The 23366-nt window shown below is 73.6% G+C and carries 25 protein-coding genes; 6 read left to right on the top strand and 19 right to left on the bottom strand.

Going from position 1 to position 23366, the window contains the following annotated elements:
• The first annotated feature begins 8 nt into the window (after positions 1–8).
• Together ACH9D3_RS11390 and ACH9D3_RS11385 are read left to right on the top strand one after the other, a co-directional pair.
• The gene (locus ACH9D3_RS11390; protein ID WP_396410991.1) at positions 9–959 is read left to right on the top strand and encodes a LysR substrate-binding domain-containing protein; all 951 of its coding nucleotides are present in this window, start codon (positions 9–11) and stop codon (positions 957–959) included.
• A 36-nt stretch (positions 960–995) separates the two neighbouring features.
• Complete coding sequence (locus ACH9D3_RS11385) at positions 996–2096, top strand: alanine racemase (RefSeq protein ID WP_396410990.1); 1101 nt, start codon at positions 996–998, stop codon at positions 2094–2096.
• A 53-nt stretch (positions 2097–2149) separates the two neighbouring features.
• Here the strand turns inward: ACH9D3_RS11385 and ACH9D3_RS11380 are convergent, their stop codons facing one another.
• The 3 genes from ACH9D3_RS11380 to ACH9D3_RS11370 are packed head-to-tail and all read right to left on the bottom strand — an operon-like array spanning position 2150 to position 5350.
• Positions 2150–3697, bottom strand: coding sequence for a PTS ascorbate transporter subunit IIC (locus ACH9D3_RS11380; RefSeq protein ID WP_396399859.1), 1548 nt, complete (start codon positions 3695–3697; stop codon positions 2150–2152).
• A 13-nt stretch (positions 3698–3710) separates the two neighbouring features.
• Positions 3711–4556, bottom strand: coding sequence for a PTS sugar transporter subunit IIA (locus ACH9D3_RS11375; RefSeq protein WP_396410989.1), 846 nt, complete (start codon positions 4554–4556; stop codon positions 3711–3713).
• Positions 4557–4585: 29 nt separating this feature from the next.
• Complete coding sequence (locus ACH9D3_RS11370; protein ID WP_396410988.1) at positions 4586–5350, bottom strand: DUF1775 domain-containing protein; 765 nt, start codon at positions 5348–5350, stop codon at positions 4586–4588.
• 468 nt (positions 5351–5818) lie between these two features.
• On the opposite strand from ACH9D3_RS11370, the gene ACH9D3_RS11365 reads away from it, so the two are divergent.
• The gene (locus tag ACH9D3_RS11365) at positions 5819–7036 is read left to right on the top strand and encodes an MFS transporter (protein ID WP_396410987.1); all 1218 of its coding nucleotides are present in this window, start codon (positions 5819–5821) and stop codon (positions 7034–7036) included.
• 73 nt (positions 7037–7109) lie between these two features.
• Here the strand turns inward: ACH9D3_RS11365 and ACH9D3_RS11360 are convergent, their stop codons facing one another.
• The 12 genes from ACH9D3_RS11360 to ACH9D3_RS11305 form a co-directional block, all read right to left on the bottom strand.
• Complete coding sequence (locus tag ACH9D3_RS11360; protein ID WP_396410986.1) at positions 7110–7649, bottom strand: hypothetical protein; 540 nt, start codon at positions 7647–7649, stop codon at positions 7110–7112.
• A 118-nt stretch (positions 7650–7767) separates the two neighbouring features.
• Positions 7768–8064: a DUF1540 domain-containing protein gene (locus ACH9D3_RS11355; protein ID WP_396399866.1), complete on the bottom strand. Its 297-nt coding sequence runs from the start codon at positions 8062–8064 to the stop codon at positions 7768–7770.
• Positions 8065–8244: 180 nt separating this feature from the next.
• Complete coding sequence (locus tag ACH9D3_RS11350) at positions 8245–9282, bottom strand: metal ABC transporter solute-binding protein, Zn/Mn family (RefSeq protein ID WP_396410985.1); 1038 nt, start codon at positions 9280–9282, stop codon at positions 8245–8247.
• Positions 9283–9341: 59 nt separating this feature from the next.
• Positions 9342–9734, bottom strand: coding sequence for a Fur family transcriptional regulator (locus ACH9D3_RS11345; protein WP_396399875.1), 393 nt, complete (start codon positions 9732–9734; stop codon positions 9342–9344).
• A 2-nt stretch (positions 9735–9736) separates the two neighbouring features.
• Positions 9737–10663 (bottom strand): metal ABC transporter permease, encoded by a 927-nt coding sequence (locus ACH9D3_RS11340; RefSeq protein WP_396399876.1) that lies wholly within the window; start codon positions 10661–10663, stop codon positions 9737–9739.
• On the bottom strand, positions 10660–11475 hold the full coding sequence (locus ACH9D3_RS11335) for a metal ABC transporter ATP-binding protein (RefSeq protein ID WP_396399878.1): 816 nt from the start codon (positions 11473–11475) through the stop codon (positions 10660–10662). Before ACH9D3_RS11335 ends, ACH9D3_RS11340 begins: the two co-directional genes overlap by 4 nt.
• 32 nt (positions 11476–11507) lie before the next feature.
• Positions 11508–13328 carry an ABC transporter permease subunit gene (locus ACH9D3_RS11330; RefSeq protein WP_396410984.1) on the bottom strand — a complete coding sequence of 607 codons (1821 nt, stop codon included), beginning with the start codon at positions 13326–13328 and terminating at the stop codon, positions 11508–11510.
• Complete coding sequence (locus ACH9D3_RS11325) at positions 13325–14887, bottom strand: ABC transporter substrate-binding protein (protein WP_396410983.1); 1563 nt, start codon at positions 14885–14887, stop codon at positions 13325–13327. Before ACH9D3_RS11325 ends, ACH9D3_RS11330 begins: the two co-directional genes overlap by 4 nt.
• Positions 14887–16236, bottom strand: coding sequence for an MFS transporter (locus ACH9D3_RS11320; protein WP_396410982.1), 1350 nt, complete (start codon positions 16234–16236; stop codon positions 14887–14889). Before ACH9D3_RS11320 ends, ACH9D3_RS11325 begins: the two co-directional genes overlap by 1 nt.
• A complete protein-coding gene (locus ACH9D3_RS11315; protein ID WP_396410981.1) occupies positions 16211–16984 on the bottom strand; it encodes an ATP-binding cassette domain-containing protein in 774 nt (257 codons plus the stop codon). The genes ACH9D3_RS11320 and ACH9D3_RS11315 overlap by 26 nt, the downstream gene beginning before the upstream one ends.
• A complete protein-coding gene (locus ACH9D3_RS11310; protein WP_396410980.1) occupies positions 16981–17781 on the bottom strand; it encodes an ATP-binding cassette domain-containing protein in 801 nt (266 codons plus the stop codon). The genes ACH9D3_RS11315 and ACH9D3_RS11310 overlap by 4 nt, the downstream gene beginning before the upstream one ends.
• Positions 17782–17893: 112 nt before the next feature.
• The gene (locus ACH9D3_RS11305; protein ID WP_396410979.1) at positions 17894–18706 is read right to left on the bottom strand and encodes a metal ABC transporter solute-binding protein, Zn/Mn family; all 813 of its coding nucleotides are present in this window, start codon (positions 18704–18706) and stop codon (positions 17894–17896) included.
• Between the two features lie 213 nt (positions 18707–18919).
• Between ACH9D3_RS11305 and ACH9D3_RS11300 the strand changes: the two genes are divergently transcribed.
• Both ACH9D3_RS11300 and ACH9D3_RS11295 read left to right on the top strand, forming a co-directional pair.
• Positions 18920–20323, top strand: a complete 1404-nt coding sequence (locus ACH9D3_RS11300; protein WP_396410978.1) for a hypothetical protein — start codon at positions 18920–18922, stop codon at positions 20321–20323.
• 119 nt (positions 20324–20442) lie between these two features.
• Positions 20443–20847, top strand: coding sequence for a hypothetical protein (locus ACH9D3_RS11295; protein ID WP_396410977.1), 405 nt, complete (start codon positions 20443–20445; stop codon positions 20845–20847).
• Between the two features lie 49 nt (positions 20848–20896).
• Here ACH9D3_RS11295 and ACH9D3_RS11290 read toward each other — a convergent pair whose 3' ends face one another.
• The 4 genes from ACH9D3_RS11290 to ACH9D3_RS11275 all read right to left on the bottom strand — a co-directional run bounded on the left by ACH9D3_RS11290 (position 20897) and on the right by ACH9D3_RS11275 (position 22124).
• Positions 20897–21202, bottom strand: coding sequence for a metalloregulator ArsR/SmtB family transcription factor (locus ACH9D3_RS11290; protein WP_396410976.1), 306 nt, complete (start codon positions 21200–21202; stop codon positions 20897–20899).
• A gap of 86 nt (positions 21203–21288) precedes the next feature.
• Positions 21289–21444 (bottom strand): zinc transporter permease, encoded by a 156-nt coding sequence (locus ACH9D3_RS11285; RefSeq protein ID WP_396399894.1) that lies wholly within the window; start codon positions 21442–21444, stop codon positions 21289–21291.
• A gap of 132 nt (positions 21445–21576) precedes the next feature.
• A complete protein-coding gene (locus tag ACH9D3_RS11280) occupies positions 21577–21753 on the bottom strand; it encodes a hypothetical protein (protein ID WP_396410975.1) in 177 nt (58 codons plus the stop codon).
• Between the two features lie 35 nt (positions 21754–21788).
• Complete coding sequence (locus tag ACH9D3_RS11275; protein ID WP_396410974.1) at positions 21789–22124, bottom strand: antibiotic biosynthesis monooxygenase; 336 nt, start codon at positions 22122–22124, stop codon at positions 21789–21791.
• A gap of 390 nt (positions 22125–22514) precedes the next feature.
• Between ACH9D3_RS11275 and ACH9D3_RS11270 the strand changes: the two genes are divergently transcribed.
• Positions 22515–23360 carry a tripartite tricarboxylate transporter substrate-binding protein gene (locus tag ACH9D3_RS11270; protein WP_396410973.1) on the top strand — a complete coding sequence of 282 codons (846 nt, stop codon included), beginning with the start codon at positions 22515–22517 and terminating at the stop codon, positions 23358–23360.
• The last annotated feature ends 6 nt before the right edge of the window (positions 23361–23366 follow it).

Genomic DNA, 23366 nt, shown 5'->3' with positions numbered 1-23366 from the left:
GTGGATTGATGTATTCACTGATCCAACTCGAGTCCTTCGTGGCTGTGGCCGAGGAGCTCCACTTCGGCGCGGCGGCGGCGCGGTTGAACATGACGCAGCCACCCCTGAGCCGGCAGATCCAGTTGCTGGAGCGCGAACTCCGCGCCCAGCTCTTCAAGCGGAGCAGCCGGAAGGTCCAGCTCACGGAGGCCGGCCAGACTCTGTTGCCGAGCGCCCGACAGATCCTGGACCTGTGCGCCAAGACCGAGCTCGACGTGCGGCGGGTGGCGACGGGCGATGCCGGCTCCATCGTGATCGGCTACACCGCCATCGCCGGCCAGTCCAGCCTGCCGGGCATCCTGCGTCTCGCTCGTCAGCACATGGAGGGCGTGCACCTGGTGCTCCGGGAGGCGGTCTCCGTGGACCAGATGGATGCCCTGTCGCGGGGCACCATCGACATCGGTCTCCTGCGCCCGATCGTCAACCGCTCCGGCGTGGTGACCCGGCCCCACATGGAGGATCGGCTCGTGGCGGCGTTCCCGGAGGGTCACTTCCTGGCCACCGGGCGGGGGGTGCGGATGCGTGAGCTCGACGGCCTGCCCCTGATGATGTACTCGACGTCCGAGGCGCGGTACTTCCACGACCTGGTCATGCGGTTGTACGAGAGCGCAGGAGTGCACCCTGTGGTCACCCAGCTCGCCAGCCAGGTCCCCGCCCTGCTGGCTTTCGTGGCGGCCGGCCTGGGCGTGAGCATGGTGCCCGCCTCCGCCGTCGAATTCTCTCCCCCGGGCGTGGTCTTCGAGGAACTGACAGGTCTGGCTGGTCTGGCAGAGCTGAACCGGGCCGATCTGCACGTCGCCTGGAACGAGACGAGCAACAACCCCGCGGTGGCTCGGCTGCTGAGCCTCATCCTGGATGACGACGAGGCCGTCCGGGCCCTGAGTGACGATGGTGAACCCGACGAAGCGCCGACCCCCTGACCACCGACATACCAGCGTCCCGACTCGAGGAGCACCATGCACAGCATCCCGGAGGGGATCGACACCCCGGACGTCCTGATCGACCGGGACGTGCTCGAGCGCAACGTCGAGCGGATGGCCGCGGCCGTGCGCGCGAAGGGCCTGGCGCTGCGCCCGCACGCCAAGACGCACAAGATCCCGGAGATCGCGGCGCTGCAGCTCGCCGCCGGGGCCGCCGGGCTGACCGTGGCCACGATCGGGGAGGCCGAGGTCTTCGCCGCGCACGGGGCCGACGACCTCTTCCTCGCCTATCCGCTGTGGGTCGGTCCGCGCCAGGCCGAGCGCCTGCGCCGGCTCAGCGCCACGGCCCGCATCACGGTCGGAACGGACTCGGCCGAGGCCGCCACCGCCATGGGCGGGCAGCTCGGGGACGCGGCCGGGGACGTCGCCGTGCTCGTGGAGATCGACAGCGGACACCACCGCAGCGGCGTCCACCCGGAGGCTGCCGCGGACGTCGCCCGCGCCGCGGCCCGGGCCGGTCTGCGCGTCGAGGGGGTCTTCACCTTCCCGGGCCACAGCTACGCCCCGGGCATGCCGGCCGAGGCCGCCGCCCAGGAGCAGCAGGCCCTGGACCGCGCGGCGGGCCGGCTGGAGGCCGCGGACTTCGCGGCGTCGCGCCGCAGCGGCGGGTCCACGCCCAGCGCGCTGCTGACCGACGGCTCGGTCGCCACGGAGGTGCGGCCGGGGGTCTACGTCCTCGGCGACGCCCAGCAGCTGGAGCTGGGGCGGTGCGCCCTCGAGGACATCGCCCTCACCGTGGCCTCGACCGTGGTCAGCCGGCACGAGGGCGGGAACGGGGTGCCGCGGCGGATCGTGCTCGACGCCGGCAGCAAGGTCCTCGGCAGCGACCGGCCGGCCTGGGCCACCGGCCACGGGCGGCTGCGGGACCATCCCGAGGCACGGGTCACGGCGCTGTCCGAGCACCACGCCACGGTGGTGTGGCCGGAGGACCAGCCGCTGCCCGCCCTCGGGGAGCGGCTGCGCGTGCTCCCCAACCACGTGTGCATCACCATGAACCTCGTCGACGACGTGGCCGTGGTGCGCGGCGGGGAGCTCCTCGAACGCTGGACCGTGGCCGCGCGCGGCCGCAACTCCTGAGCGGCCCGATCGGCAGCACACACGGGCCGCCCGGCGACCCCGGAAGCGCCGGATCAGCCCGGAGGCGGCGGCGGGGCGGGCGCGCCCTTCGGCGGAGCGATCTTGGGATGTGCGAGCGAGGGACCCGACGCGGCCACCGCCGTGGTCTCGCGCTCCCCCGCCGCTCCGGGCCACGCCCGGCCCGCCGCCGGGTCCCACCGGGTGTCCACCACTCGACGCTGCACCAGCACGGCCACGCCCAGCACCCCGAGGCCGATCAGCAGGATCACCAGGATGCCGCCGACGGAGCCGATCTTGGCCGCGGAGCCGACGGCGATGCCGAACCACCCGAAGTCGGCGTCGCCGAAGGTGGTGTTCTCGGACCCGAAGGTCCCCAGGACAGAGAGCAGGAAAGCGGGCAGGAACGTGATGAGGAGACCGTTGACGAAACCGCCGGCGAGAGCCCCGCGACGCCCGCCGGTCGCGTTGCCGTAGACACCGGCCGCGCCACCGGTGAAGAAGTGTGGAACCAGCCCCGGCAGGATCAGCGCGACCCCGATGGCGGGATTCAGCCAGACGGACAGGACGAACAGACCGACCAGCCCCCCGACGAAGCTGGAGATGAAGCCCAGCAGGACGGCGTTCTGCGCGTAGGGGAAGACGATGGGCGCGTCGAGCGCCGGGATGGCGCCGGGGACCACCTTGGCCGCGATCCCCTGGAACGCCGGGACCAGTTCCCCCAGGATGGTGCGCACGCCGAAGAGGATCACGGCGACGGCCACCCCGAACTGCAGCCCCTGGGTGATCGACATCATGATGTAGTTGCCCACACCGGTGGCTCCGCCTTCGAACGCGGTAAAGGCCTCGTCGGCCCCCGCCCGGACCAGGAACAGCACGGCGAGGACCACGTACATCAGCGCCATGGACAGCGCCGTGGCGACCATGGAGTCACGCAGGAAGCGCAGCCCCTCCGGCAGCGTCGCGTCCTCGGTGGACCGGCTCTTCTTGCCGACCAGCTGCCCCACCGCGCCGGCGGCGATGTACCCGGCGGTGCCGAAGTGCCCGATGGCGATGCTGTCGTCTCCGGTGATCCGGCGGGTCCACGGGTGGGCGAGCGCCGGCAGGGACACCATCAGGATGCCGAGGAGCAGGGCCCCCAGGAGCACGGTCACCCAGCCGTCGTAGCCGGCGGTGGCCAGGATGATGGTCAGCATCGTCGCCATGAACAGGACGTGGTGCCCGGTGAGGAAGACGTACCGCAGCGGGGTGAAGCGGGCGAGCACGAGGCTGACGGCGAAGCCGAGGATCATCAGCCACGCGACCTGGGCCCCGTACTCGGCCTGGGCGATCCCGGCGATGGCCTCGTTGGTGGGGATCACGCCCTGGGCGCCGGTGGCGCCCAGGATCATCGCGCCCAGCGGCTCCAGGGAGGCGACGACGAGTGTGGCGCCGGCGCCGATCAGCAGGAAGCCGAGCGTGGCCTTGATGGCGCCGCCGACGATCTGGCCGATGCTCTTGTGCAGGGCGGCCAGGCCGACAGCGGTGATGATGCCGATGAGGAATGCGGGGACGGCCAGGATCTCGCTGACCAGGAACTCGGGGATGCTGACGAGCCAGTTCACGGTGTTCCTGCTTTCAGACGTCGTACAGCTCGCGCATGGCGGCGTCGAGCTCGGTGGTGCTGGTGAAGTTCTCGATCACCTTCACGGGGACACCGACGTCCCCAAGGGCGCGGGCGATCTCCCCCGAGGTGAGGATGAAGTCGGCCTCCTTGGCCTTGCCCCGGGCGGAGATGGTGTCGGTGGCCTCGACCGTGAGGTAGGAGCTCCAGCCCCAGTGGTCGAGCACCTGCTCCAGGGTGTTCTTCAGGAACAGGCTCGTGCCGAGCCCGTTGCCGCAGACGGTCAGGATCTTGTTGCGGCTCTCGGTGGCCGCCCCGGTCGCGGGCTCCGTCGCCGCCTCCGTCACCGCGGGCGCCGCCGTCGCGGGCGCCGCCTCCCTCGTCGTGGTCGCCTCCGGGCCGCGGGCCGGGGCGTCCTGCGTGAGCAGGGAGAGCACCTCCTCGGGCGTGGCCGCCCGGTCCAGGGCCGCCCGGGTCTCCGGCGACCCCAGCAGCGTGGCCAAATCCCGCATGGCCCGCATGTGGGCCTTGGGGTCGTCGGCGGACAGGGCCACGACGAGGGTGACGGGGTCGTTCGCCGCGTGCCCGAACTCGACCGGGTGAGCCAGCCGGACCCAGGACATCGCGGTGCGGTGCACGGCCTCCGAGGGCCGGGCGTGGGCGAAGGCGAAGCCGGGCGCGACGACGATGTACGGGCCGTTCTCCTCGACACTGCTGATCATGGCCCGGGTGTAGTCGCCGCTGATGGCGCCCTGGCGCTCGAGGAGCCTGCCGGCGCACGTGATGGCGGCACGCCAGTCCCCCGCCGATTCGTCGAGACGGATGGATTCGAGATCCAGCAGACGTCCGATGTTAGACATGCTCGAAACCCTACGCCCGGATCGGCTGCTCAGCCCCTGCGCCGCGTCCGGAGCAGGGCGACGACGCCGGCGGCCAGTCCGAGCAGACCGGCGACCAGGGCGACCCAGGTGAGGGCGGACCCCGTGGACGTCCCCTCGGTCGAGGACGCCTCGGTGGCCGGAGCCTCCGTGCCGGACGCCTCGGCGGCGGCCGCCTCGGCGGAGGGGTCCCCGGAGCCCGCGCCGTGGGCGTGACCCTCGCCCTCGGCGGCGGTCGTGGTCAGGGACGGCGCCGGGTGCTGGGGCTCGTCCTCGCCCTCGGCGTGGGTCTCGTCCCAGGCCACGGTGCGCCCGTCGGTGTAGGACTGGGTCGCGGGCAGCACCAGGGTGGTGCCCGCGGCCGGCAGCGGACCGGCCGAGATCGTGAAGGTCTGGAACTGGTCCGGCGCGATCGCGTGCTCCTCGTCCGCGGTCCAGGTGATGGTGGTGACGGCCTCGGTGATGGCGCCCTCCCCCACCTGCACGGGCTCGGGCAGCTCCTCCTCGGTCAGCTCGGCGGTCCAGCCCTCGACGGGCTGGACCCGCACCGAGGAGAACGGGGTGTCCGTGGGCAGCCGCACCTCGAGCTTCTCGGTCGAGGCGGTGTCCGACTCGTTGGGCACGGTGAACGTGATCCGGGCCCACCCCTCGGCGGCAGTGGTGGTCGAGCTCGCCGAGACGTGGGCGGCGGCCGGGGACAGCCCGAGAGCGGTCAGCCCGGCCGCGAGCAGCAGGGCGGAGCCGGTCGTGGCCGTGCGGGAGGCGGGGTGGGTCATGGGATGGGGTGCCTTTCGTGCGTGCCACCGGATTCCGGGGCATGGGGAGCGCCAGGTCCGCCGTCGGCGACGGCTGTGCCGCGCCGACCTCGGGGCAGGGCCGCCCGGCGTCGCGCCGGGTGGCCAGCACGAACCTACCGGCGGCCGGACTCCGGCGCACATCCCGGGCGGTGTGGGGCTGCCCACGTCCGTCCCGCGGTGCGGTGCGGATCTGGCAAGCTGGCGGGAGCACCCATCCCGCCCGCGGTGGTCACGGCGCGCTCGGGCAGGAGCTGCACCAGCACCCCTGCACCGGCCGGCCCCGTCCGCCACCGCCGGACGCGCCTCCGCGGGTGCGTGCACCCCGTCCCGCCCTGTCCCAGGAGCCGCCATGAGCACCACGTCCGAGTCGTGTCCGGAGCCCACCGGACGCTCCGCCCCCCGGCGGCGGCGTGCTGCCGCGGCCGCCGCGCGCCCGGGAGGGCTGGGATGAGCACGCGCTCCGTTCCCGCGCGGGCCCTGCCGTGGGTCGTCGTCGGCATCGTGCTCGTCGCGCTGAGCCTGCGCGGGCCGATCATTGCCCCGACGCCCGTCATCACGGAGCTCCAGGCCGACCTCGGGCTCTCGGCGGCGACCGCGGGCCTGCTCACGGGTCTCCCCGTGCTGCTCTTCGCCGTCGTCACACCGCTGGCCTCGAAGCTGATCGGCCGCGCCGGTCCCGAGGCGGCGGTGCTCGCCTGCCTGGCGGGCGTGCTGGCCGGGACGGTGATCCGCTCGGCCGGCCCCTTCCCGGCGGTCCTGGCCGGCACCGTGGTCATCGGCGCCGCGATCGCCATCGGCAACATCGTGGTCCCGGTGATCATCCGGCGCGACGTCTCCTGGCGCCGGGTGCCCGTGGTGACCGCCGCCTACACCGCCTCGCTCAACGTCGGGTCGATGATCACCGCGCTGGGCACGGCGCCGCTGGCCGCGGTGGTCGGCTGGCGCGGGGCGCTGGCGGCCTGGGGCGTGCTGACGCTGGCGGCCCTGGTCTTCTGGCTGGGCGTGGCACGCCGCCGGGCCGGCGCACCGGCCGCCGACTCCGCCCCCGCCGAGCCCAGCACCGCCACCGGGGCGCTGAGACAGGCCCGGGGCACCGCACGGGTCCGGCGCACGGGCTGGTGGCTGACCTTCGCCTTCTGCGGGCAGGCCTTCTCCTACTACTCGGTGACCGCCTGGCTGCCCACCCTGCTGGCCGACACCCGCGGGCTGAGCCTGGCGGCCTCCGGGGCGAGCGCCTCGCTCTTCCAGGTCGCCGCCATCGCCGGGGCCCTGGGCGTGCCCCTGCTGGCCGCCCGCGCGCCGGAGTGGGCACCCGTGGCCGTCATCGGGGCGCTGTGGATCGCCCTGCCCGTCGGGCTGCTGGTCGCGCCCGAGGGGTACGTCGTGTGGTCGGTCGTCGGCGGCGTCGCCCAGGGCGGCGGCTTCACCGCGATCTTCTCGATCGTCGCGCGCATCGTGCGCAGCGACGCCGAGGCCGCGGGGACCTCCGCGCGCATCCAGGGCAGCGGCTACCTGGCCGCGACCGTCGGTCCGCCGCTGATGGGGGCGCTGAACTCCGCCACGGGCGGCTGGACCGTGCCGCTGCTGATCGTGCTGGGGGCGACCGTGATGTTCCTGGTCGGCGGTCTCCTGGCGGTCGCCGAGTCCCGGCGCGACCCGGCGTAGGGGCCCGCCCCCGGCACGACGTCGGGGACGGCGAGCGCTCCCGGCGCCGCGCCGGGGGTCCGCGGACCGGGTCTCAGTCCAGCTCCACCACGGTGATGGGCAGGGGCAGGGACTCGGCGTCGAAGGAGGTCTGCTCGGAGAACGGCCGGCCGGCCTCGTCCCGGCCGAAGCACACGGCCAGCACCTGGTCCGCGTCCGTGCCGGCCATCAGGGTCCAGTGCTGGCCGCTCGCGTCCACGGCGTGGGCCTGGTGGTCGAGATCGGCGTCCCCCTCGACGTCGGCGAAGCGGGCCCGGTAGGCCTCCAGCTCGTCCGGGGTCTGCAGCACGCCGGCGGAGACGACCGCGTCCTGGTCACCCGTCACGGCCGGGGCCACCGGGTAGGCGATGCGGAACGGCGGCTCGAGCACCGCCAGGAGCTCTCGCGCGGGGGTGGCGTCGTCGCCGCGCAGCCAGAGCCGTCCCGATCCGTCGACGAAGCCCGTGTACTCCTCGTCGTTGGGGTAGAAGCAGAGGAAGCCCGATCCGGGGATGCGCGCGGCGAGCCCCTCGAGGTCCTCGGTGCGGTCCACGGTGAGGAAGCGGACGATCGGTTCCAGCGGTTCGGGCTCCACGAAACGGTCTCCTTGGGCGGTGCGGCGGGGTGGGTCCGGGAACGACCTCGTGGTCGTTCCCGGACGCCCTACGCTACGCCGCCGGGGCCCGGCCGCTGTCCGGGCACGCCAGACCGGGTCAGGCGGCCTGGTAGGTGAGGCAGTCGGCCTCGTCGGCGCCCGCCCCGATCTTCACGTCGTGGGCGGTGCACATGAGGTGCTCGTTGTGCACGCACTCGGAGCGCTGGCAGGCGCCGACCTCGGCGTGGACGGTGGGCAGGCCGCCGTCGGGGCCGATCGAGATGAAGGTCCCGCAGTGGGCGTGGCCGGACGAGCCGGTCACGGTGATGGCGTGCGCCGTGCACTCGTGCTCGTGGTTGAACGAGCACTGGCCCACGGTGCAGTCGGAGACGGGGGCGAACTCGGTGGTGGCCATGGCAGTTCCTCCTGGGAGTTCCACGAGGCCGGGCCGGGGGCTGCGACCTCTTCGTCCTTCCAGGATGCGCCTCGCCGGGGGCAATGGATAGCGCATTTTTTCGTGCCCCATTGCCTCGGACCGTCCGGCACGCGGCCCGTCCCCGGCGGCCCTTGACGGGCAGAGGCCCTCGCCGCAGCCCTACGCGCAGTCCAGCGCCGTGCGCAGCGTCTCGAGGTTCTCGCGCATGACCTGCTGGTAATCGGCGCTCTCGTCGACCAGGCCCTCCACCGGGTCCAGCACGGCCGTCTCGATCCCGTGCTCGGCCGCCAGGGTCTCGGCGACCTTGGGGTTGACCAGGGACTCCGAGAACACCGTGGTGACGCCCTGCGCCTCGACGACCTCGCCGATCTCCGCCAGGCGTGCCGGGGAGGGCTCGGTGTCGGGATCGATCCCGGCCACGGCCACCTGCTCGAGGTCGTACTTCTCGGCCAGGTACCCGTAGGCCTCGTGGGAGACGACGATGGTGTCCCGCTCGCAGGTGGCCAGCCCCTCGGCGAACTCCTCGTCCAGGGCCGCCAGCTCCTGGGAGAGCTCCTCGGCGTTGGCCTCGTAGGCCGCGGCGTTGTCCGGGTCGACCTCGGCCAGTTCGTGGGCGACCTCCGTCGCCACCGCGGCGAGCCGCTCCGGGTCCAGCCAGAAGTGCGGGTCCTCGCCGCCGTGGTCGTGGCCGTCCGCACCGGTTGCTGCTGCTTGCTCCTCCTCGGCGTGGGACTCCCCGGCAGGGGCGTCCTCGCCGTGGGCCTCCTCCGCGTGGGACTCCTCCGCGGCCGCGTGCTCCTCGGCCGAGTGCGCCTCCTCGCCCTCCACCCCGGCGTGCGCGGCGTCGAGGACGTGCTCGGGGGCGGCCTGGGCCACCGCGTCGTCGACCGCCGGCTGGAAGCCGGAAAGGTACACCACGGCGTCCGCGGTGCGCAGGCTGTCGACGGCGGACGGGGACAGCTCCAGGTCGTGCGGCTCGCCCCCGGCCGGGGTCAGCGACTCCACCTCGACGAGGTCACCGCCGACGCGCTCCGTGACGTACTCCAAGGGGTAGAAGGACGCCTGCACGGTCAGCGCCCCGTCCGGGCCACCCCCGGCGGTGGTGGCCGACGGGTCGGCGGAACCGGAGGCGCAGGAGGACAGGGCGAGGGCGGCCGTCAGGGACAGCGGCACGACGAGAGCACGGGAAAGGGCCATGAGAACGATTCTCGTGATGATTGAGAACCGTTGTCAACTCCGGCGACGTGCGCCGGCCCTCACGGAGTGCTCCGCCGGCAGGCGGCGCAGATCCCGTGGAGCTCGATCGCGTGGGAGACCTCGGTGAACCCGTGCCGGCGTGCGGCCTGGGCGGCCCAGCGCTCCACCTGGGTCTCGGCGATCTCCACGGTGTGCCCGCAGGTGCGGCACACCAGGTGGTGGTGGTGCTCCGTGCGGACGCAGCGGCGGTACCGGGTCTCCCCGCCCGGGGCGGCGAGGGCGTCGATCTCCCCGGCCTCGGCCAGGGCGTTGAGGTTCCGGTAGACGGTGGCGAGGGAGACGGGCTCCCCCTGCTCCCCCAGCATGGCGTGGAGCTGCTGGGCCGAGCGGAACTCGGGGGTGTGCTCGAGCAGCTCGGCCAGGGCGGAGCGCTGGCGGGTGGTCCGGGACATGGTCATGCTCCTCGTAGCTGGAGGTCGTCCTCGGCGTGGTGCAGGGGATCCGTGCCGTGGGATCCGCCGTGGCGCCGGGTGCGCCCGAGGAGGGGTCGGGCGAGCAGGGTCAGGGCGTAGCAGGCGATGGCCAGGACCACGATCGTGGCCCCGGGGGACAGCGGGTGGAAGTAGGTGATGGACAGGCCCGTCACGCAGACCCCGGCACCCACGGCCATGGCCGTGCCCATGGTCCCGGCGAAGGAGCGGGTGACCAGCTGGGCGACGGCGACCGGGACGATCATCACCGCCGAGACCAGCAGCACGCCGACCACGCGCATCGACACGGACACGGTCAGCGCCGCCATGACGGCCACCAGGATGTTCAGGGCCCGCACCGGCAGACCGGTGGCGAGGGCGAACTCCTCGTCGTGGCACAGGGAGAACAGGGCCGGGCGCAGCCCGAGCCCCACGCCGAGGACCACCGCGGCCAGCCCGGCGGTCAGCCAGACGTCCAGGGGCGTGACGGTGGCGATGGAGCCGAAGAGGTAGCCGGTGAGGTTGGCGGAGGTGCCGCCGGCCAGCCCGATGAGCAGCACGCCGCCGGCGATACCGCCGTAGAACAGCAGGGCCAGGGCGACGTCCCCGCTGGTGCGGCCCTTGGTGCGCATCACCTCGATGAGCACGGCCCCGACGATCGCCGCGACCACCGCGCCGGGCACGGCCAGGGCGTCGTGCGGGGTGAGCCCGGCCGCGGAGCCGGCCAGCCAGCCCATGGCCACCCCGGTCAGCGCGACGTGGCCGATGCCGTCGCCGAGCAGGGCCAGGCGCCGCTGGACGAGGTAGGTGCCGATCACCGGCGCGGAGATCCCCACGAGGGCGGCGATCAGCAGGCCGCGCTGCATCAGGGGGCTGGCCAGCATGGCGGCGAGGGTGTCGAGCATGGTCACTGCGGCTTTCCGTGGAGATCGGGGGCGGTGGGGACGGCTGCGTGCGGATCCCCGTGGGGGTGCAGGTGCTCGTGATCGGGGGCGTCGTGCCCCGGGGCCGGCTGCGGGGGGCGTCCGTCGTGGACGATGCGCCCGTGGCGCAGCACCACGGCGCGGTCCAGCAGGGGGGCCAGTTCGCCCAGCTCGTGCAGCACGACCAGCAGCGTGGTGCCGTCGGCCCGGAGCCCGGCCAGGATGCGGGCCACGGCTTCCTTGGAGACCTGGTCCACGCCGGAGAGGGGCTCGTCCAGGAGCAGCAGCCGGGGCTGCCGCACGAGTGCCCTGGCGATCAGCACGCGCTGCTGCTGGCCGCCGGAGAAGATCGCCACGCTCTCGTGCGCCCGGTCGGCCAGGCCGACCTGCTCCAGGGCCTCGAGGCACGCGCGGCGGCCGCCGGCGCCCGGACGCAGGCGCCGGTGGCCCACCAGCCCCGAGGCGACGACCTCCAGCGCGGTGGCCGGCACCCCGGCGCCGACGCCGACGCGCTGCGGGACGTACCCGGTGCGCGACCACGGCACGTCCCGGCGTGCGCCGGCGACGTCCGCCCCCCAGAGCCGGGCACGGCCGGAGGCGATGGGCACGACGCCGAGCAGGGCCTTGATGAGGGTCGACTTGCCGGAGCCGTTGCCGCCCATCAGGGCCACGGCCTCGCCGTCGGCCACCGCGAGGTCCACCCCGCGCAGCACGGGGGCGGCGCCGAGCACCACGGTGAGGTCCTCCGTGCGGATCACCGAGCGGTCCTCCGGGGGCGTCGGCCCGGGTCGAAGTTTCATGAGATCCATTCTCAACAAAATGAGAACGATGGTCAATTCGGCCCCGGCCGCGCCGACGTCCCGGACCCCACCAGCTCCTTCCCCGGGCGGGGGACAGGGTCCGTGCTGACGGGCCCCGGTCCGGGTCGCGGCGTCCGCCGCGCTCCGTCGGCACTGGAGAGGGAGACGGCCAGGACGGAGGCGAGCACCAGGGCACCCGCGGGGCCGAGCACGGTCCACGGGGCGCGCTCGACGTAGCCGATGCCCTCGGCGAGCAGCAGCCCCCACTCCGGGGCCGGCGGCTGCTGCCCCAGGCCCAGGAAGCCGAGGCCGGCGATGGCCAGGGCGGTGCCGGGCAGGCGCAGGATCGCGTGCCGGGTCACCTCCGGCAGCAGGGTGGGCAGGACGGTCCCGGCCAGGACCCGGACCGGGCCGACACCGAGCAGGGGCAGCACCCGGACGTAGGGCCGGGCCGAGATCTCCCCGACGAGGGCGGCGGTGTGGGCGGCCAACGGCGCCCAGCTGACCAGGGTGACGGCGAGGGCGGCTCCGGCCGCCGACGGGCCGGCCACCGCCACGACGAGGATGCCGGCGATGATCGGCGGTGCCGCGTTGGTGACCTCGACCGGCCCGGTCGACCACGCCCCGGTCACGCCGACGACGAGGCCGATGACCAGGCAGGCGGCGACCACGACCAGGGCGAGGCCCAGGGTGTCCAGGGCGCCGTGGCCCACGCGCGCCAGCACGTCGCGTCCTGCGGCGTCGGCCCCCAGCGGCAGCGCCCAGGAGGGCGCCTCGAGTCTCTCGTGGGCGGAGGTGTAGGGGTCCCGGAGCAGCCCGGCGACGATCAGTCCCAGCAGCAGGGCCCCCGAGACGGCCGGCACCGTCCACCAGGACCGTCCCCGGCCCGCCGGCGGCCCGGGGACGGGCAGGTCCCCGGAGCGGGCGGCCGGGCCCAGCAGCGCCCGGCGGGCCAGGGCCGCCAGGGCCCCGCAGATCCCGGCGACGACGAGCAGGAGCAGCACCCCGGCCTGCAGGGTGGGGATGTCCTGGGACGCGGCGGCCCCGAGCAGGGTCCGGCCCAGGCCGGGGATCGCGAAGACCTCCTCGACCGGCACCGCCCCTCCGGTGAGCCCGACGACGACGAGCGCGATCTGCCCGATCACCCCGGGCAGCGCGCGGTGCAGCGCCGCGAGCGCGATCCGGGGCCCGGAGTGCCCAGCCACGGCCCACGTGTGCACCCAGCGCTCGGTGAAGGCCCCCGCCAGCGCGGTCGAGAGCAGCCGGCCGATCAGTCCGCCCGCAGGCAGGCCGAGCGCCAGGGCCGGCAGCACCACGTGCTCGGGTCCCCGCCACCCGTAGGGCGGCAGCCAGCCCGCCCAGACGGCCACGACGATCAGCAGCACGGCCGCGAGCAGGAACTCCGGCAGAGCGGTCAGCGCGGCGGCCGCCGCCCCGGCCCCGCGGGCGGGGCGCCCGGCGAGCCCGCTGCGGACGGTGGGCACGCAGGTCAGAGCGGCCACGACCAGGGCGACGAGCAGGGCCGCACCCATCAGGGTCAGGGACACCCCCATGGCCCCCAGGACGCCGGGCAGGACCGGGCGCCCGCTGATCCAGGAGGTGCCGAAGTCCCCGGTGAGCACCCCGGACGCCCAGTCGGCGAACACGGCGAGCGGTCCGCCGTCCAGGCCGAGCTCGGTCCGGATCTGGGCCAGCACCTCCGGGGTGGCCGGCCGGTCCGCGTAGCGGGCCCGCAGGACCGTGTACTCCGGGCTGTTGCCCGAGAGCCACGGCAGGGCCCCGATCAGCACGACGACAGCGGCGAAGGCCGCGGCGCGGGAGACCAGGGCCGCGGCCCCTGCCCGTCCCCTCACTCGGCGACGGTGGTCTCAGCAGTGATGAGCTCGCGCTCGCGCGGATCGCGGACCGCGCCCCCCACGCCGCTCTGCTCACCCTGGATGACGCGCTCGTGGAGCATCGGGATCGCCGCGTCCTCGGCCAGGATCGCCGCTTCGGCGGCCATGATCGCCTCCTGGCGCTCCTCGCCGGGAGCGGCCTGCTCCGCGGCGTTCAGGGCGTCGTCGACGGTCCCGGAGCAGAACTGGGAGAGGTTGAACGAGCCCTCGCAGCCGAAGTCGCTGACCATGTAGGCCACCGGATCACCCGAATCGAGCACCGTGGCCCGGGAGAGGATGAAGGCGTCGAAGTCGCCGTCCAGGGCGTCGGCCTCGATGTACTGGTACTCGCGCACCTCCAGCTCCACCTCGAACCCGGCCGCTTCGAGCTGCTGCTGGAGCTGGACGGCGACCTCGGGCAGCTCGGCCCGGTCGGTGAAGGTGCCGATGGTGATCTTCTGCCCGGCCGGGTCCCCGGCCTCGGCGCGGTCGGCGAGCAGCTCGCGGTAGGCGTCGGTGTCCCGGCCCCCCGCGGCGTAGGGGATCGCCGGGCCCAGCAGCCCGGCGGCCACGTCGGCCCGGCCCTCGTAGACCCCGTCCACCACGGTCTGCGGGTCCAGGGCCTCGCGGGCGGCGGCGCGCAGGGCAGGGTCGGCGAAGGGCCCGTCCTCGGTGTTGAGGTAGAGGGTGTTGGTGCGCGGCATGGGCACCTCCGCCAGGAGGTCCTCCTCCACCTGGGCGGCCTGGCCCACGGGCACGGCCTCGACGACGTCCGCCTCGCCCGTGCGCAGGGCGGCGGCGCGGGCGGTGCCGTCGGGCACGAAGGACACGTCGATGCCGGCCGCGGCCGGGGCGCCGTCCCAGTAGTCGTCGTAGCGCTCGAGGGTGGCCCCGGAGGTGCCGTCCACGGCGGTGAGCTCGAAGGGACCGGTGCCGTGGCCCACCGGGGTGACGGCACCTTCCTCGTAGGCCGCCGGGGCCAGGACGGACAGCTGCGGGCTGGACAGCCGCTGCGGCACGAGCGGATCGGCCTCGGCGGTGGTGACCCGCACCGTGTCGCCGTCGGCGGCCACGCTCATCTCCACCCCGTCGAGGATGCGCGGGGCCGGCTCGGCCTCCACCGCCCGGGCGAGGGAGGCGGCGGCGTTCTCCGCGGTGAGCTCGGTGCCGTCGTGGAAGGTGACGCCGTCGCGGACGGCGAAGGACCACGTGGTGTCGTCGAGCTGCTCCCACTCGGTGGCCAGCATCGGCTGCGCGACTCCGGCCTCGTCCAGCCGCACCAGGGTCTCGGCGGTGGACCAGCGGGAGAGCTTGAAGGCGTCGTCGCTCAGCGGGGACAGCCCCGAGCGCGGGGGCTGCAGCATGGCCAGCTCGATCCGGGCGTCGGTCGAGCCGTCGGTCGCGCCGCCGGCTCCCCCGGCGGAGGCGGTGCCGGAGCCCTCGGCGAAGCAGCCGGTGAGCAGCAGCAGGCTGACAGCGGCGAGGCCGAGGCCGGTCCGGCGAGGGGTGAGGCGGGGAGCGGAGGGGCGAGGGGGCATCAGGAGGCCTTTTCGTCGTGGTGTTCGATGGATGGTGACGCGGAGATTCCGGGCGGCCGCCGGTCGGGCAGCATCCGCGGGATCGCGACGGCGGAAAGCAGGGCGAGCAGGACCAGCGGGGCCCACGGCGTGCCGGCCCACCACTGGAACCGGTCGGTGGCGTCCACCAGCCGCCCCAGCACGGTGTTGCCCACCAGGACCGCGATGCCGCCGCAGGTGGCGACCAGCCCGTAGTAGGCCCCTCGGCCGGAGACGTCCCCTTGCCCCGAGGCGTCCCGAGCGTGGAGAAACGCGGGGACCAGCGACAGGATCGTGGGGGTCAGGGCCATGTGCCCCAGCACCAGGACCGCCACGGTGATCAGCACCGGTGCCACCGCCTCCGCCGTCGGACCGCCGGGGTGCACGGCGGTGCCGGCGGCCACGGCGAAGGCCGCGGCCAGCAGAACGAAACCGGCCGAGAGCGTGGGCCCGGAGCCGACCCGTCGGGCCAGGCCGGCGACGGGCAGCTGCAGGCTGAGGGTGAGCACCGACGCCAGCAGGAACAGCCCGCCCAGCCACGCCTGGCCCAGGCCGCGGCGCTCCAGCTCCACGGGGATGGCGAAGTACAGCTGGTTGTAGGCCAGGAGGTTCACGGAGCCCAGCGCGCAGAAGGCGAGGAAGCGGCGGTCGCGCAGACATCCCAGGGCGGGACGGGACGGGACCGACGGACGCCGGCCCGCCGTGTCCGCCGTGTCGGCCGTGTCGGCCGTGTCGGCCGGCGCAGTGTCCGTGCGCGCGGGGGGCGCGGGCAGCCGCCACCACAGGAGGACGGTCACCGCGGCGAAGACGGCGATGCCGGCCGTCAGCGCGGCGTCGAACCCCCACCCCAGCAGGGCGGAGCCGAGCAGCGGTCCCAGCACGGCGCCGATCTCCCCGGTGATGGCCAGCCACACGAACACGGACCGGCGCTTCGTGCCGGGCGGGGCCGGCTGGTCCGCGTGGGAGAGCTGCGCCTCCAGGGCCGGGGAGAACAGCGCCCCGCCCGCCCCGGTGAGCACCGCGCCGAGCAGGAACAGCGGCAGGTCCGAGGCGCCCAGCAGCGTGGCGTAGCCGGAGATGCGGACCAGGCAGCCGGTGAGGATCGACCGGCGGGCGCCCCACCGGTCCGCGAGGATCCCGCCGAGCAGGAACATGCCCTGCTGGCTGAAGGTGCGCGCCCCGAGGACCAGCCCGACCGCCGCGGCCCCCAGCCCGTAGTCGGAGCGCATGGCGCCGGCCAGGAAGGGGATCACGGCGAAGAAGCCGAGGTTGAACACCAGCTGGGCGCCCAGCAGGGTGCGGGTCTCAGGCGGACAGTCGCGGAACAGCATCCACCAGCTCCTGCGTCGTCGGGTGGCGGGGGGTCTCGAGGAGCCGGTCCGCGGGACCCTCCTCGACCACCTGCCCGTGGTCGAGCACCAGCGCGCGGTCGCACAGGCTGCGGATCGCGGTGAGGTCGTGGGAGATGAACAGCAGCCCCAGCCCGTTCCGGCCGCGCTGCTCGCTCAGCAGCTCCAGCACCTGGTTGCGCAGCGGCAGGTCGAGCCCGCTCACCGCCTCGTCGGCCAGGAGGATCCGGGGGCGGGTCACCAGGGCCCGGGCGATGGCCACGCGCTGGGCCTGGCCGCCGGAGAGCTCGTGGGCCCGCCGGCCCAGGTGCTCGGCGCCGAGCCCGACCTGCTCCAGGGCGTCCCGGACCAGGCGGGAGTGGTCGCCCGGGATCCGGAAGCGGCGCAGCGGTTCCCGCAGCTGGCGTTCGACGCTGCGGCGGGGATCCAGGCTGGAGGCCGGGTCCTGCGGGATGTACTGCACCGCCTGCCGGGCCCGCCGGAGCTGCTCCCGGCCGGTCAGGGGCGCGCCGTCGAAGAGGATCTCGCCCCGGTCCGGGCGCTCCATCCCCAGCAGCAGGGACAGCACGGTGGACTTGCCGGACCCCGAGGGGCCGACCAGGCCCAGGGACTCCCCCTCACGCACGGTGAGGTCCACGCCCCGCACCGCCGCGACGACACCGGAGCGGCCCCGGTAGGCCTTGGTCAGACCGACCCCGCTCAGCGTGGTCGGCTCCGCCCCCGGGCTCACGAGGCCGCGCCCAGCGGTGCCGCGGCAGGCCGCAGACCGGCGCGGGCGGCCTCCACCAGGGCCGCGGTGAACGCCGCCTGCGGCGATCGGACGACCTGCTCCATCGGGCCCGCTTCGACCACCCGTCCGCGCTCCATGACGACGACGTCGTCGCACAGGTCGGCGGCGACCGCCAGGTCGTGGGTGATGAACAGCAGGGCGCTGCGGTCCTGTCCCGTGCAGCGGCGCAGGGCCTCGACGACCTGGCGCTGGCTGATCATGTCCAGGGCGGTGGTCGGCTCGTCGGCCACCAGCAGGTCCGGGGACGCGGCCATGGCCAGGGCCAGGCACACCCGCTGCCGCTGCCCGCCCGAGAGCTGGGAGGGGTGGGCGCGCAGGATCCGCTCCGGGTCCTCGAAGCCGACCTCGCGGAGCAGGTCCGCGATGACCCGGGCGGCGGCGGCCGAGCCGACCCCGCGACGGCGCGCCACGGCGGGCAGGAGCTGCCGGTCCAGGCGCACCACCGGGTTCAGCGCGGCCTGCGAGTCCTGGAAGACCGCCGCCATCCCCGGGCGGCGCCCCGGTGCCTGGCGCCAGGGCAGGTCCCGGCCGGCGACCCGCAGGGAGCCCTGGACCCCGAACTGAGGTCCGAGCAGGCCCAGGACGGCCATGGCCGTCAGCGACTTGCCCGACCCCGAGGCCCCGAGCAGTGCCACCCGCTGTCCGGGCGCCACCCGGAGGTCCACCCCGTGCAGCAGCGGCCGGCCCGCCGCGGAGACACCGAGATCCACCACGTCCAAGTGGGCAACACCGCGCACGGTCACTCCTCGTGTAGACACCGCCAGCAGTGTCCTACTGTAATGACTATCATTCTCATCCTGCAAAAACCCGGTGCGGGCATCCCCCTGCTGGTGGCGTCGGCACGCCGGGTCAGCAGCCGAGTCCGGCACGGAGAGCCTCGAGATTGGCCCGCATGACCTGCTGGTAGTCCCTCGTTCCGTCCACCTGGGACTCGACCGGGTCCAGGACGGCGCTGTCGATGCCGTGGTCTTCGGCCAGGGTCCGGGCGACCTTGGGGTTCAGCCGGGACTCGGTGAACACCGTGGTCACCCCCTGCTCCTCGATGATCTCCCCGACCTCGGCCAGCCGGGCCGGGGACGGCTCGGCCTCCGGGTCCAGGCCGGCGACGCCGGCCTGCTCCAAGCCGTACTTCTCGGCCAGGTACCCGTAGGCCTCGTGGCCGGCCACCAGCGTCCGCTGCTCGCAGGACGCCAGGCCCTCCCGGAACCGGTCGTCGAGCTCGTCGAGCTGACGGGCCAGTTCGGCCGCGTTGGACTCGTAGCTGTCGGCGTTGCCGGGATCGGCCGCGCCGAACTCGCGGGCGAGCTCCTGCGCCACGGCCCCCAGCCGCACCGGGTCCAGCCAGAAGTGCGGGTCCACACCGCCGTGGTCGTGCCCTTCGTGGCCGTGATCGTGGCCCTCGTGGTCGTGGTCCTCGTGAGCGTGGTCGTGGTCGGGCGCGGCCATCAGTTCGGCGGGCCCCGCCGCGTCGAGCACGTGCTCCGGTGCGGTCGTGGCCACCGCGTCGTCCACCGCGGGCTGGAAGCCGGAGAGATAGACCACCACGTCGGCCTCGCCGAGGTCGGCCACCGCGGCCGGGGACAGCTCCATGTCGTGGGCGTCGGCCCCGGCCGGGGTCAGCGACTCCACCGCGACCAGGTCCCCGCCGACGCGTTCGCTCACGTACTGGAGGGGGTAGAAGGACGCCGCCACCACAGGCGGACAGAACTGCGACCGACAGGGCGGCACACGCGGACACGACGGCACGAGAAGTCTTCATGCGAACGAGTCTCATTTGATGTGAGAATGATTGTCAAATGCCAACTTGGCCGCCTGCAACACCTCTGCACCCTGCGCTAGTTGAGAATGGGTGTCATTCTCATTTAGGCTTCGAGCATGCACACTTCATCCCGCACCCTGACCCTGACGGGTCTCACCGTGGCCGCGCTGGCGCTGTCGGCCTGCTCCCCCGGATCGGCCGAGACCGAGTCCGCCGCCCAGAACGCACCTGCCACCACGGCCCCCGGCACGGCCTCCGGGTCGCCGTCCGCCTCCGGCAGCTCGGCGGCACGCCAGGAGGTCACATCCCTCACCCCCCGGGTGGTGCTGAGCTACGACGGCGGCCTGATGACGGTGGACACCGAATCCGGCGAGGTGCTCGGGACCACCGAGCACGAGGGCTTCCTCCGCCTGAACAACGCCGGGGACGGCCGGCACGTGCTGGTCAGCGACGGGGACCTCTTCCGCCTCTTCGACTCCGGCCTGGTCGACCAGGGCCACGGCGACCACTCCCACTACTACGAGCAGGCCCCCGCCCTGACCGACACCGTCCTGGACGCCCCCGAGGCCGCGCACGTCGTGGTGCACGAGGGGAAGACCGCGCTGTTCGCCGACGGCAGCGGAGGCATCCGGATCCTGGACTCCGCGGCGTTCTCCGACGGTGCGGTGGAGGACAGCGAGATGGAGGAGCACACCACCGAGGCCCCCCACCACGGGGTCGCCGTGCCGCTGACGGACGGGAACCTGCTGCTGACCCAGGGCACCGAGGAGAGCCGCGACACCGTACAGGTCGTCACCCCGGCAGGCGAGGTCGTGGCCGAGACCACCGACTGCCCCGGGGTCCACGGCGAGGCCACGGCCGCCCCGACCGAGCAGGGCGACGTCGTGTCCCTGGGCTGCGAGAACGGCCCGGTGGTCTACCGCGACGGCGCCTTCCACAAGGTCGCCGTGGAGGAGGACTACCAGCGCTCGGGCAACCAGTTCGGCTCCCATGACTCCCCCGTCGTGCTCGCCGACTACAAGACCGACCCCGACGCCGAGCAGGAGCGCCCCACCAGGATCGGTCTGATCGACACCCGCACCGACACGGTCCGCACCGTCGACGTCGGCTCGGCCTACTGGTTCCGGTCCCTGGCGCGCGGACCCGAGGGCGAGGCCCTGGTGCTGACCTACGACGGGCAGCTGAACATCCTCGACGCCGGCTCCGGTGAGGTCCTGCACGAGGTCGACGTGGTCCAGCCCTGGGAGGAGCCGGAGGAGTGGCAGGAGCCGGGCCCGGCCGTGAAGGTCGCCGGGGACCGCGCCTACGTCACCGACGCGGCAGCCCAGCAGCTGCACGTGGTCGACATCGCCGCCGGCACCGTGGTGGGCACCTTCGACCTGCCCGAGACCCCGACCGAGATCGCCGTGGTCGACGGCGATCCGGAGTCCCCCGCCACCGCGGAGGCCGGACACAAGGACCACGGGCACGCGAGCGACACCCACACAGACCACGAAGGCCACGAAGGCCACGACCACTGAGTCGGCATGCCTCCGGCAGGGCGTCCGTCACCCCGTACGCGACGGCGGACGCCCGGCCGGGCAGCACGGCACCGGAAGGACCGTCCCATGAAGCGCCGCACCCCCGCCCCCGGAAGCCGGTGGAGACCGGAGAGTCCACAGAGGCCAGCGGCCCGGTGCTGGCCTGGTGCACCGGCCCCCGCTGCACCGCCCTGCACCGCCTCGCCGGCGGCGAGGACCACCAGCGGCAGATCACCTCGACCGTCCGGGAGACCCGCGGGGCCGTGCTCATCACCTCGCCCTGCCTGGGGCGGTGCGAGCTGGCCGGCATCGCCGCCGTCGCCCGCCGGGACGGGCCCAGCAACCGGATCGGCCCGCTGGCGTGGTTCAGCGGCCTGGAGGACCACGACCGGTTCCAGGCGCTGCAGGCGTGGCTGCGCACCGGGGGGCCGCAGCAGCTCCTGCAGCCCGACCGCGTCCTGCCGCCGGGACTCCGGGCAGCGACCTGCGGCACCAGCCCGCCACCGCGCATCCACCGCGCCTGACACCGGCCGGGGCCGCCAGCGACCCCGGCCGCCACGACCACTGCGGCGACTATCCCGGAGGGGTCTGCACTTCTCCCGCGTGCGAGAGGGCGTCCCCGACGATGTGGGAGACGTGGGTGTCGGCCAGCGCGTACACCGCCTCCCGGCCGCTGCGGGTCAACGCCACCAGCCCGGTCTCCCGCAGGGTGCGCAGGTGCTGGGAGACCAGGGGCTGTGACAGCCCGGAGCGCTCCACCAGCCGGGAGACGGTCGCCGGCCCCTCCTCCAGCAGGCACAGCAGCTGCAGCCGGGCCGGTGTGGCCAGGGCCCGGAACAGGCGGGCCGCCGCCTCCAGGTCAGCGCGCTCGGGCGTCATCGCATCCTCCAGATCGACCGGGGGTGGAGACCGAGAAGCCCCTGCGCACGGCAGGGGCTTCTCGGCGGGAACAGGGATCGGACGGCTCAGTGCTCGTCGTAGTGGTCCTCGTGCAGGGCGTGCTTGTGACCGTCGTGGATGTAGTCCACGTGGTCGTCGTGCTGCACGGCCTCGTGCCCGCAGTTGTCGCCGTGGGTGTGGTCCTGCACGGTGTGCTCGGCCTGCTTGTCGTGATCGGCCATGACCGCCTCCTCAGTGGTCTCGATGCGCTCCGGGGAGCCTGATGTCCCAGTAGAGCAGACGCATAAACACATCGCAATACGTTGATGCGAGCTCTTCTCGTCTGCGTCGCCACAGGTCACGAGGTAATGCGATCAGCGATGAAGCCGGACGCCCATCCGTGGCATGAGAATCTGGACCAGCGGCCCGATGGCCAGCGAGCAGAGCACCGCACCCAGACCCACGGTGTACCCGATCAGCGCGACGACCACCTCGATCGAGGTGCGCACGACCCGCACGGATCCCTCGGCAGCCCCGGCCAGGCCGGTCATCAGCCGGGAGCGATGACCGACGTGGATTCTTGGACTCAGCCCTGATCGGCGAGCCCGGGGCCATATTGCCGCTCAACCGTCGCCACACGCACCGTGTAGTCCACATACCAGTCGCGGGCACCTCGGCGCTGAGCCTCGAGGTGCGTGGTGACCTGCTTCCAGTCCCGGGCGTGCTGAACGGTCTCCCAGCAGGACACCGTGATGCCGAACCCGTCAGGGTTTCGTGCGCTCTCCACCGCGAGGAACCCGGGCTGCTGCTGGGCCGGCTCGTCCATCTGCCGGGCGGCCGCCCCGTACCCGTCCTCGGGCGTGGACGCCGATCGCCGACTGGAGAAGATCACCGCGACATAGGGCGGGCGCACACCATTCACGCTTGTCAGTATCAAGCCTGCCCGTGCCCGGCTCGACGACGCGGACGCCATCCCGGGCGACCCGGAAGCGGCTCGGCCGTGCATCGCCGCCGGAGAGACCCGCCAGCCCTGGTTCACCTGCTCGCTCGTTCCAGGCCGCATTCGACCCCAGGAGCCGTGACTCTTGTCACACGGCTTTCCCTCTTCTACTCTTGTGCAGTATCAACAGCACTGTTGCAGTATATGCAACAAAGGAGAAAGAGGACGACGATGTCCACACGATCGACGCGACGACGGCGCACTGTTGCTGGGGCCGCCGCACTGAGCAGCCTGCTTGCTCTGACCGCTTGTGCTGACCGAAACGGCGCCGCCGCCTCGGGCGGTGAGTTCCCGGCCGAGACGATCACCTTCATGACGCCCACCTCCGCCGGAGGTGCGACCGATCTGACCGCCCGTACTCTCGCCACCGAGATGGAAGAAGACCTCGGCGTCTCCATCGTGGTGGAGAACCGGCCCGGCGGTGCCGGCAGCGTCGGCATGGAACACCTGGCCGGTCAGGCTGCCGACGGCTACACCATCGCGGTCCTGCCGGTGGAGGTCAGCCTGCTGGGCCACCAGGGGTACGAGATCGACCCCGCCGACTACGACTTCCTCGGCCAGGCGAACTCCCAGCCCGGGACCATCGCCGTTCCGGCCGACAGTCCCTTCCGCACCCTGGAGGACCTGATCCAGGCGGCGGAAGAGGAGCCGGGCAGCGTCTCCGTCTCCAACGCCGGCCCCGGTTCCATCTGGGAGCTGGGCGCCACCGAGCTGGGCAACGCCGCCGGCGTGGAGTTCAAGAACGTCCCGTTCGACGGGGGCGCCCCGGCCGTGACGGCAGCCACGGGCGGACAGGTCGACGCGGTCGTGGCCGGCATCGGTGAAACGGCTCCCGCCCACGAGGACGGTCGCCTCCGGGTGCTGGCGGTCTTCACCGAGGATCGAGCTCCCGCCCTCCCGGACGTCCCGACGGCCTCCGAGCAGGGGCAGGACGTGGTGATCGGGAGCTGGGCCACGGTCGCCGCACCGGCCGGCCTCGACCCGGACGTCGCCGCCACCCTGGAGGAGTCCGTGGAGAAGGCCGTCGCATCCGACGCCTACGTCTCCTTCATCGAAACCGGCGGCAATCTGCCGCTCTACCGTTCCGCGTCCGAGACGGAGAAGTTCGTGGACGCGGAAAGTGACCGCTTCGCCGAGCTCCTCGGGGCCGGGTCGTGAGGGACA

Source organism: Kocuria kalidii, from assembly GCF_044462225.1.
In the GTDB taxonomy this organism is placed as follows: domain Bacteria; phylum Actinomycetota; class Actinomycetes; order Actinomycetales; family Micrococcaceae; genus Kocuria; species Kocuria kalidii.
This window is presented reverse-complemented; position numbering and strand designations above follow the sequence as displayed.

What these genes read in the sequence shown, in the direction of transcription:
- ACH9D3_RS11355 (WP_396399866.1), bottom strand. Translation starts at nt 8,064, where the DNA reads ATGGCCACCACCGAGTTCGCCCCCGTCTCCGACTGCACCGTGGGCCAG.
- ACH9D3_RS11270 (WP_396410973.1), top strand. Translation starts at nt 22,515, where the DNA reads ATGACGCCCACCTCCGCCGGAGGTGCGACCGATCTGACCGCCCGTACT.
- ACH9D3_RS11345 (WP_396399875.1), bottom strand. Translation starts at nt 9,734, where the DNA reads ATGTCCCGGACCACCCGCCAGCGCTCCGCCCTGGCCGAGCTGCTCGAG.
- ACH9D3_RS11375 (WP_396410989.1), bottom strand. Translation starts at nt 4,556, where the DNA reads ATGTCTAACATCGGACGTCTGCTGGATCTCGAATCCATCCGTCTCGAC.
- ACH9D3_RS11320 (WP_396410982.1), bottom strand. Translation starts at nt 16,236, where the DNA reads ATGCTGTTCCGCGACTGTCCGCCTGAGACCCGCACCCTGCTGGGCGCC.
- ACH9D3_RS11300 (WP_396410978.1), top strand. Translation starts at nt 18,920, where the DNA reads ATGCACACTTCATCCCGCACCCTGACCCTGACGGGTCTCACCGTGGCC.
- ACH9D3_RS11335 (WP_396399878.1), bottom strand. Translation starts at nt 11,475, where the DNA reads ATGAAACTTCGACCCGGGCCGACGCCCCCGGAGGACCGCTCGGTGATC.
- ACH9D3_RS11290 (WP_396410976.1), bottom strand. Translation starts at nt 21,202, where the DNA reads ATGACGCCCGAGCGCGCTGACCTGGAGGCGGCGGCCCGCCTGTTCCGG.
- ACH9D3_RS11285 (WP_396399894.1), bottom strand. Translation starts at nt 21,444, where the DNA reads ATGGCCGATCACGACAAGCAGGCCGAGCACACCGTGCAGGACCACACC.
- ACH9D3_RS11390 (WP_396410991.1), top strand. Translation starts at nt 9, where the DNA reads ATGTATTCACTGATCCAACTCGAGTCCTTCGTGGCTGTGGCCGAGGAG.
- ACH9D3_RS11280 (WP_396410975.1), bottom strand. Translation starts at nt 21,753, where the DNA reads ATGACCGGCCTGGCCGGGGCTGCCGAGGGATCCGTGCGGGTCGTGCGC.
- ACH9D3_RS11370 (WP_396410988.1), bottom strand. Translation starts at nt 5,350, where the DNA reads ATGACCCACCCCGCCTCCCGCACGGCCACGACCGGCTCCGCCCTGCTG.
- ACH9D3_RS11350 (WP_396410985.1), bottom strand. Translation starts at nt 9,282, where the DNA reads ATGGCCCTTTCCCGTGCTCTCGTCGTGCCGCTGTCCCTGACGGCCGCC.
- ACH9D3_RS11365 (WP_396410987.1), top strand. Translation starts at nt 5,819, where the DNA reads ATGAGCACGCGCTCCGTTCCCGCGCGGGCCCTGCCGTGGGTCGTCGTC.
- ACH9D3_RS11325 (WP_396410983.1), bottom strand. Translation starts at nt 14,887, where the DNA reads ATGCCCCCTCGCCCCTCCGCTCCCCGCCTCACCCCTCGCCGGACCGGC.
- ACH9D3_RS11385 (WP_396410990.1), top strand. Translation starts at nt 996, where the DNA reads ATGCACAGCATCCCGGAGGGGATCGACACCCCGGACGTCCTGATCGAC.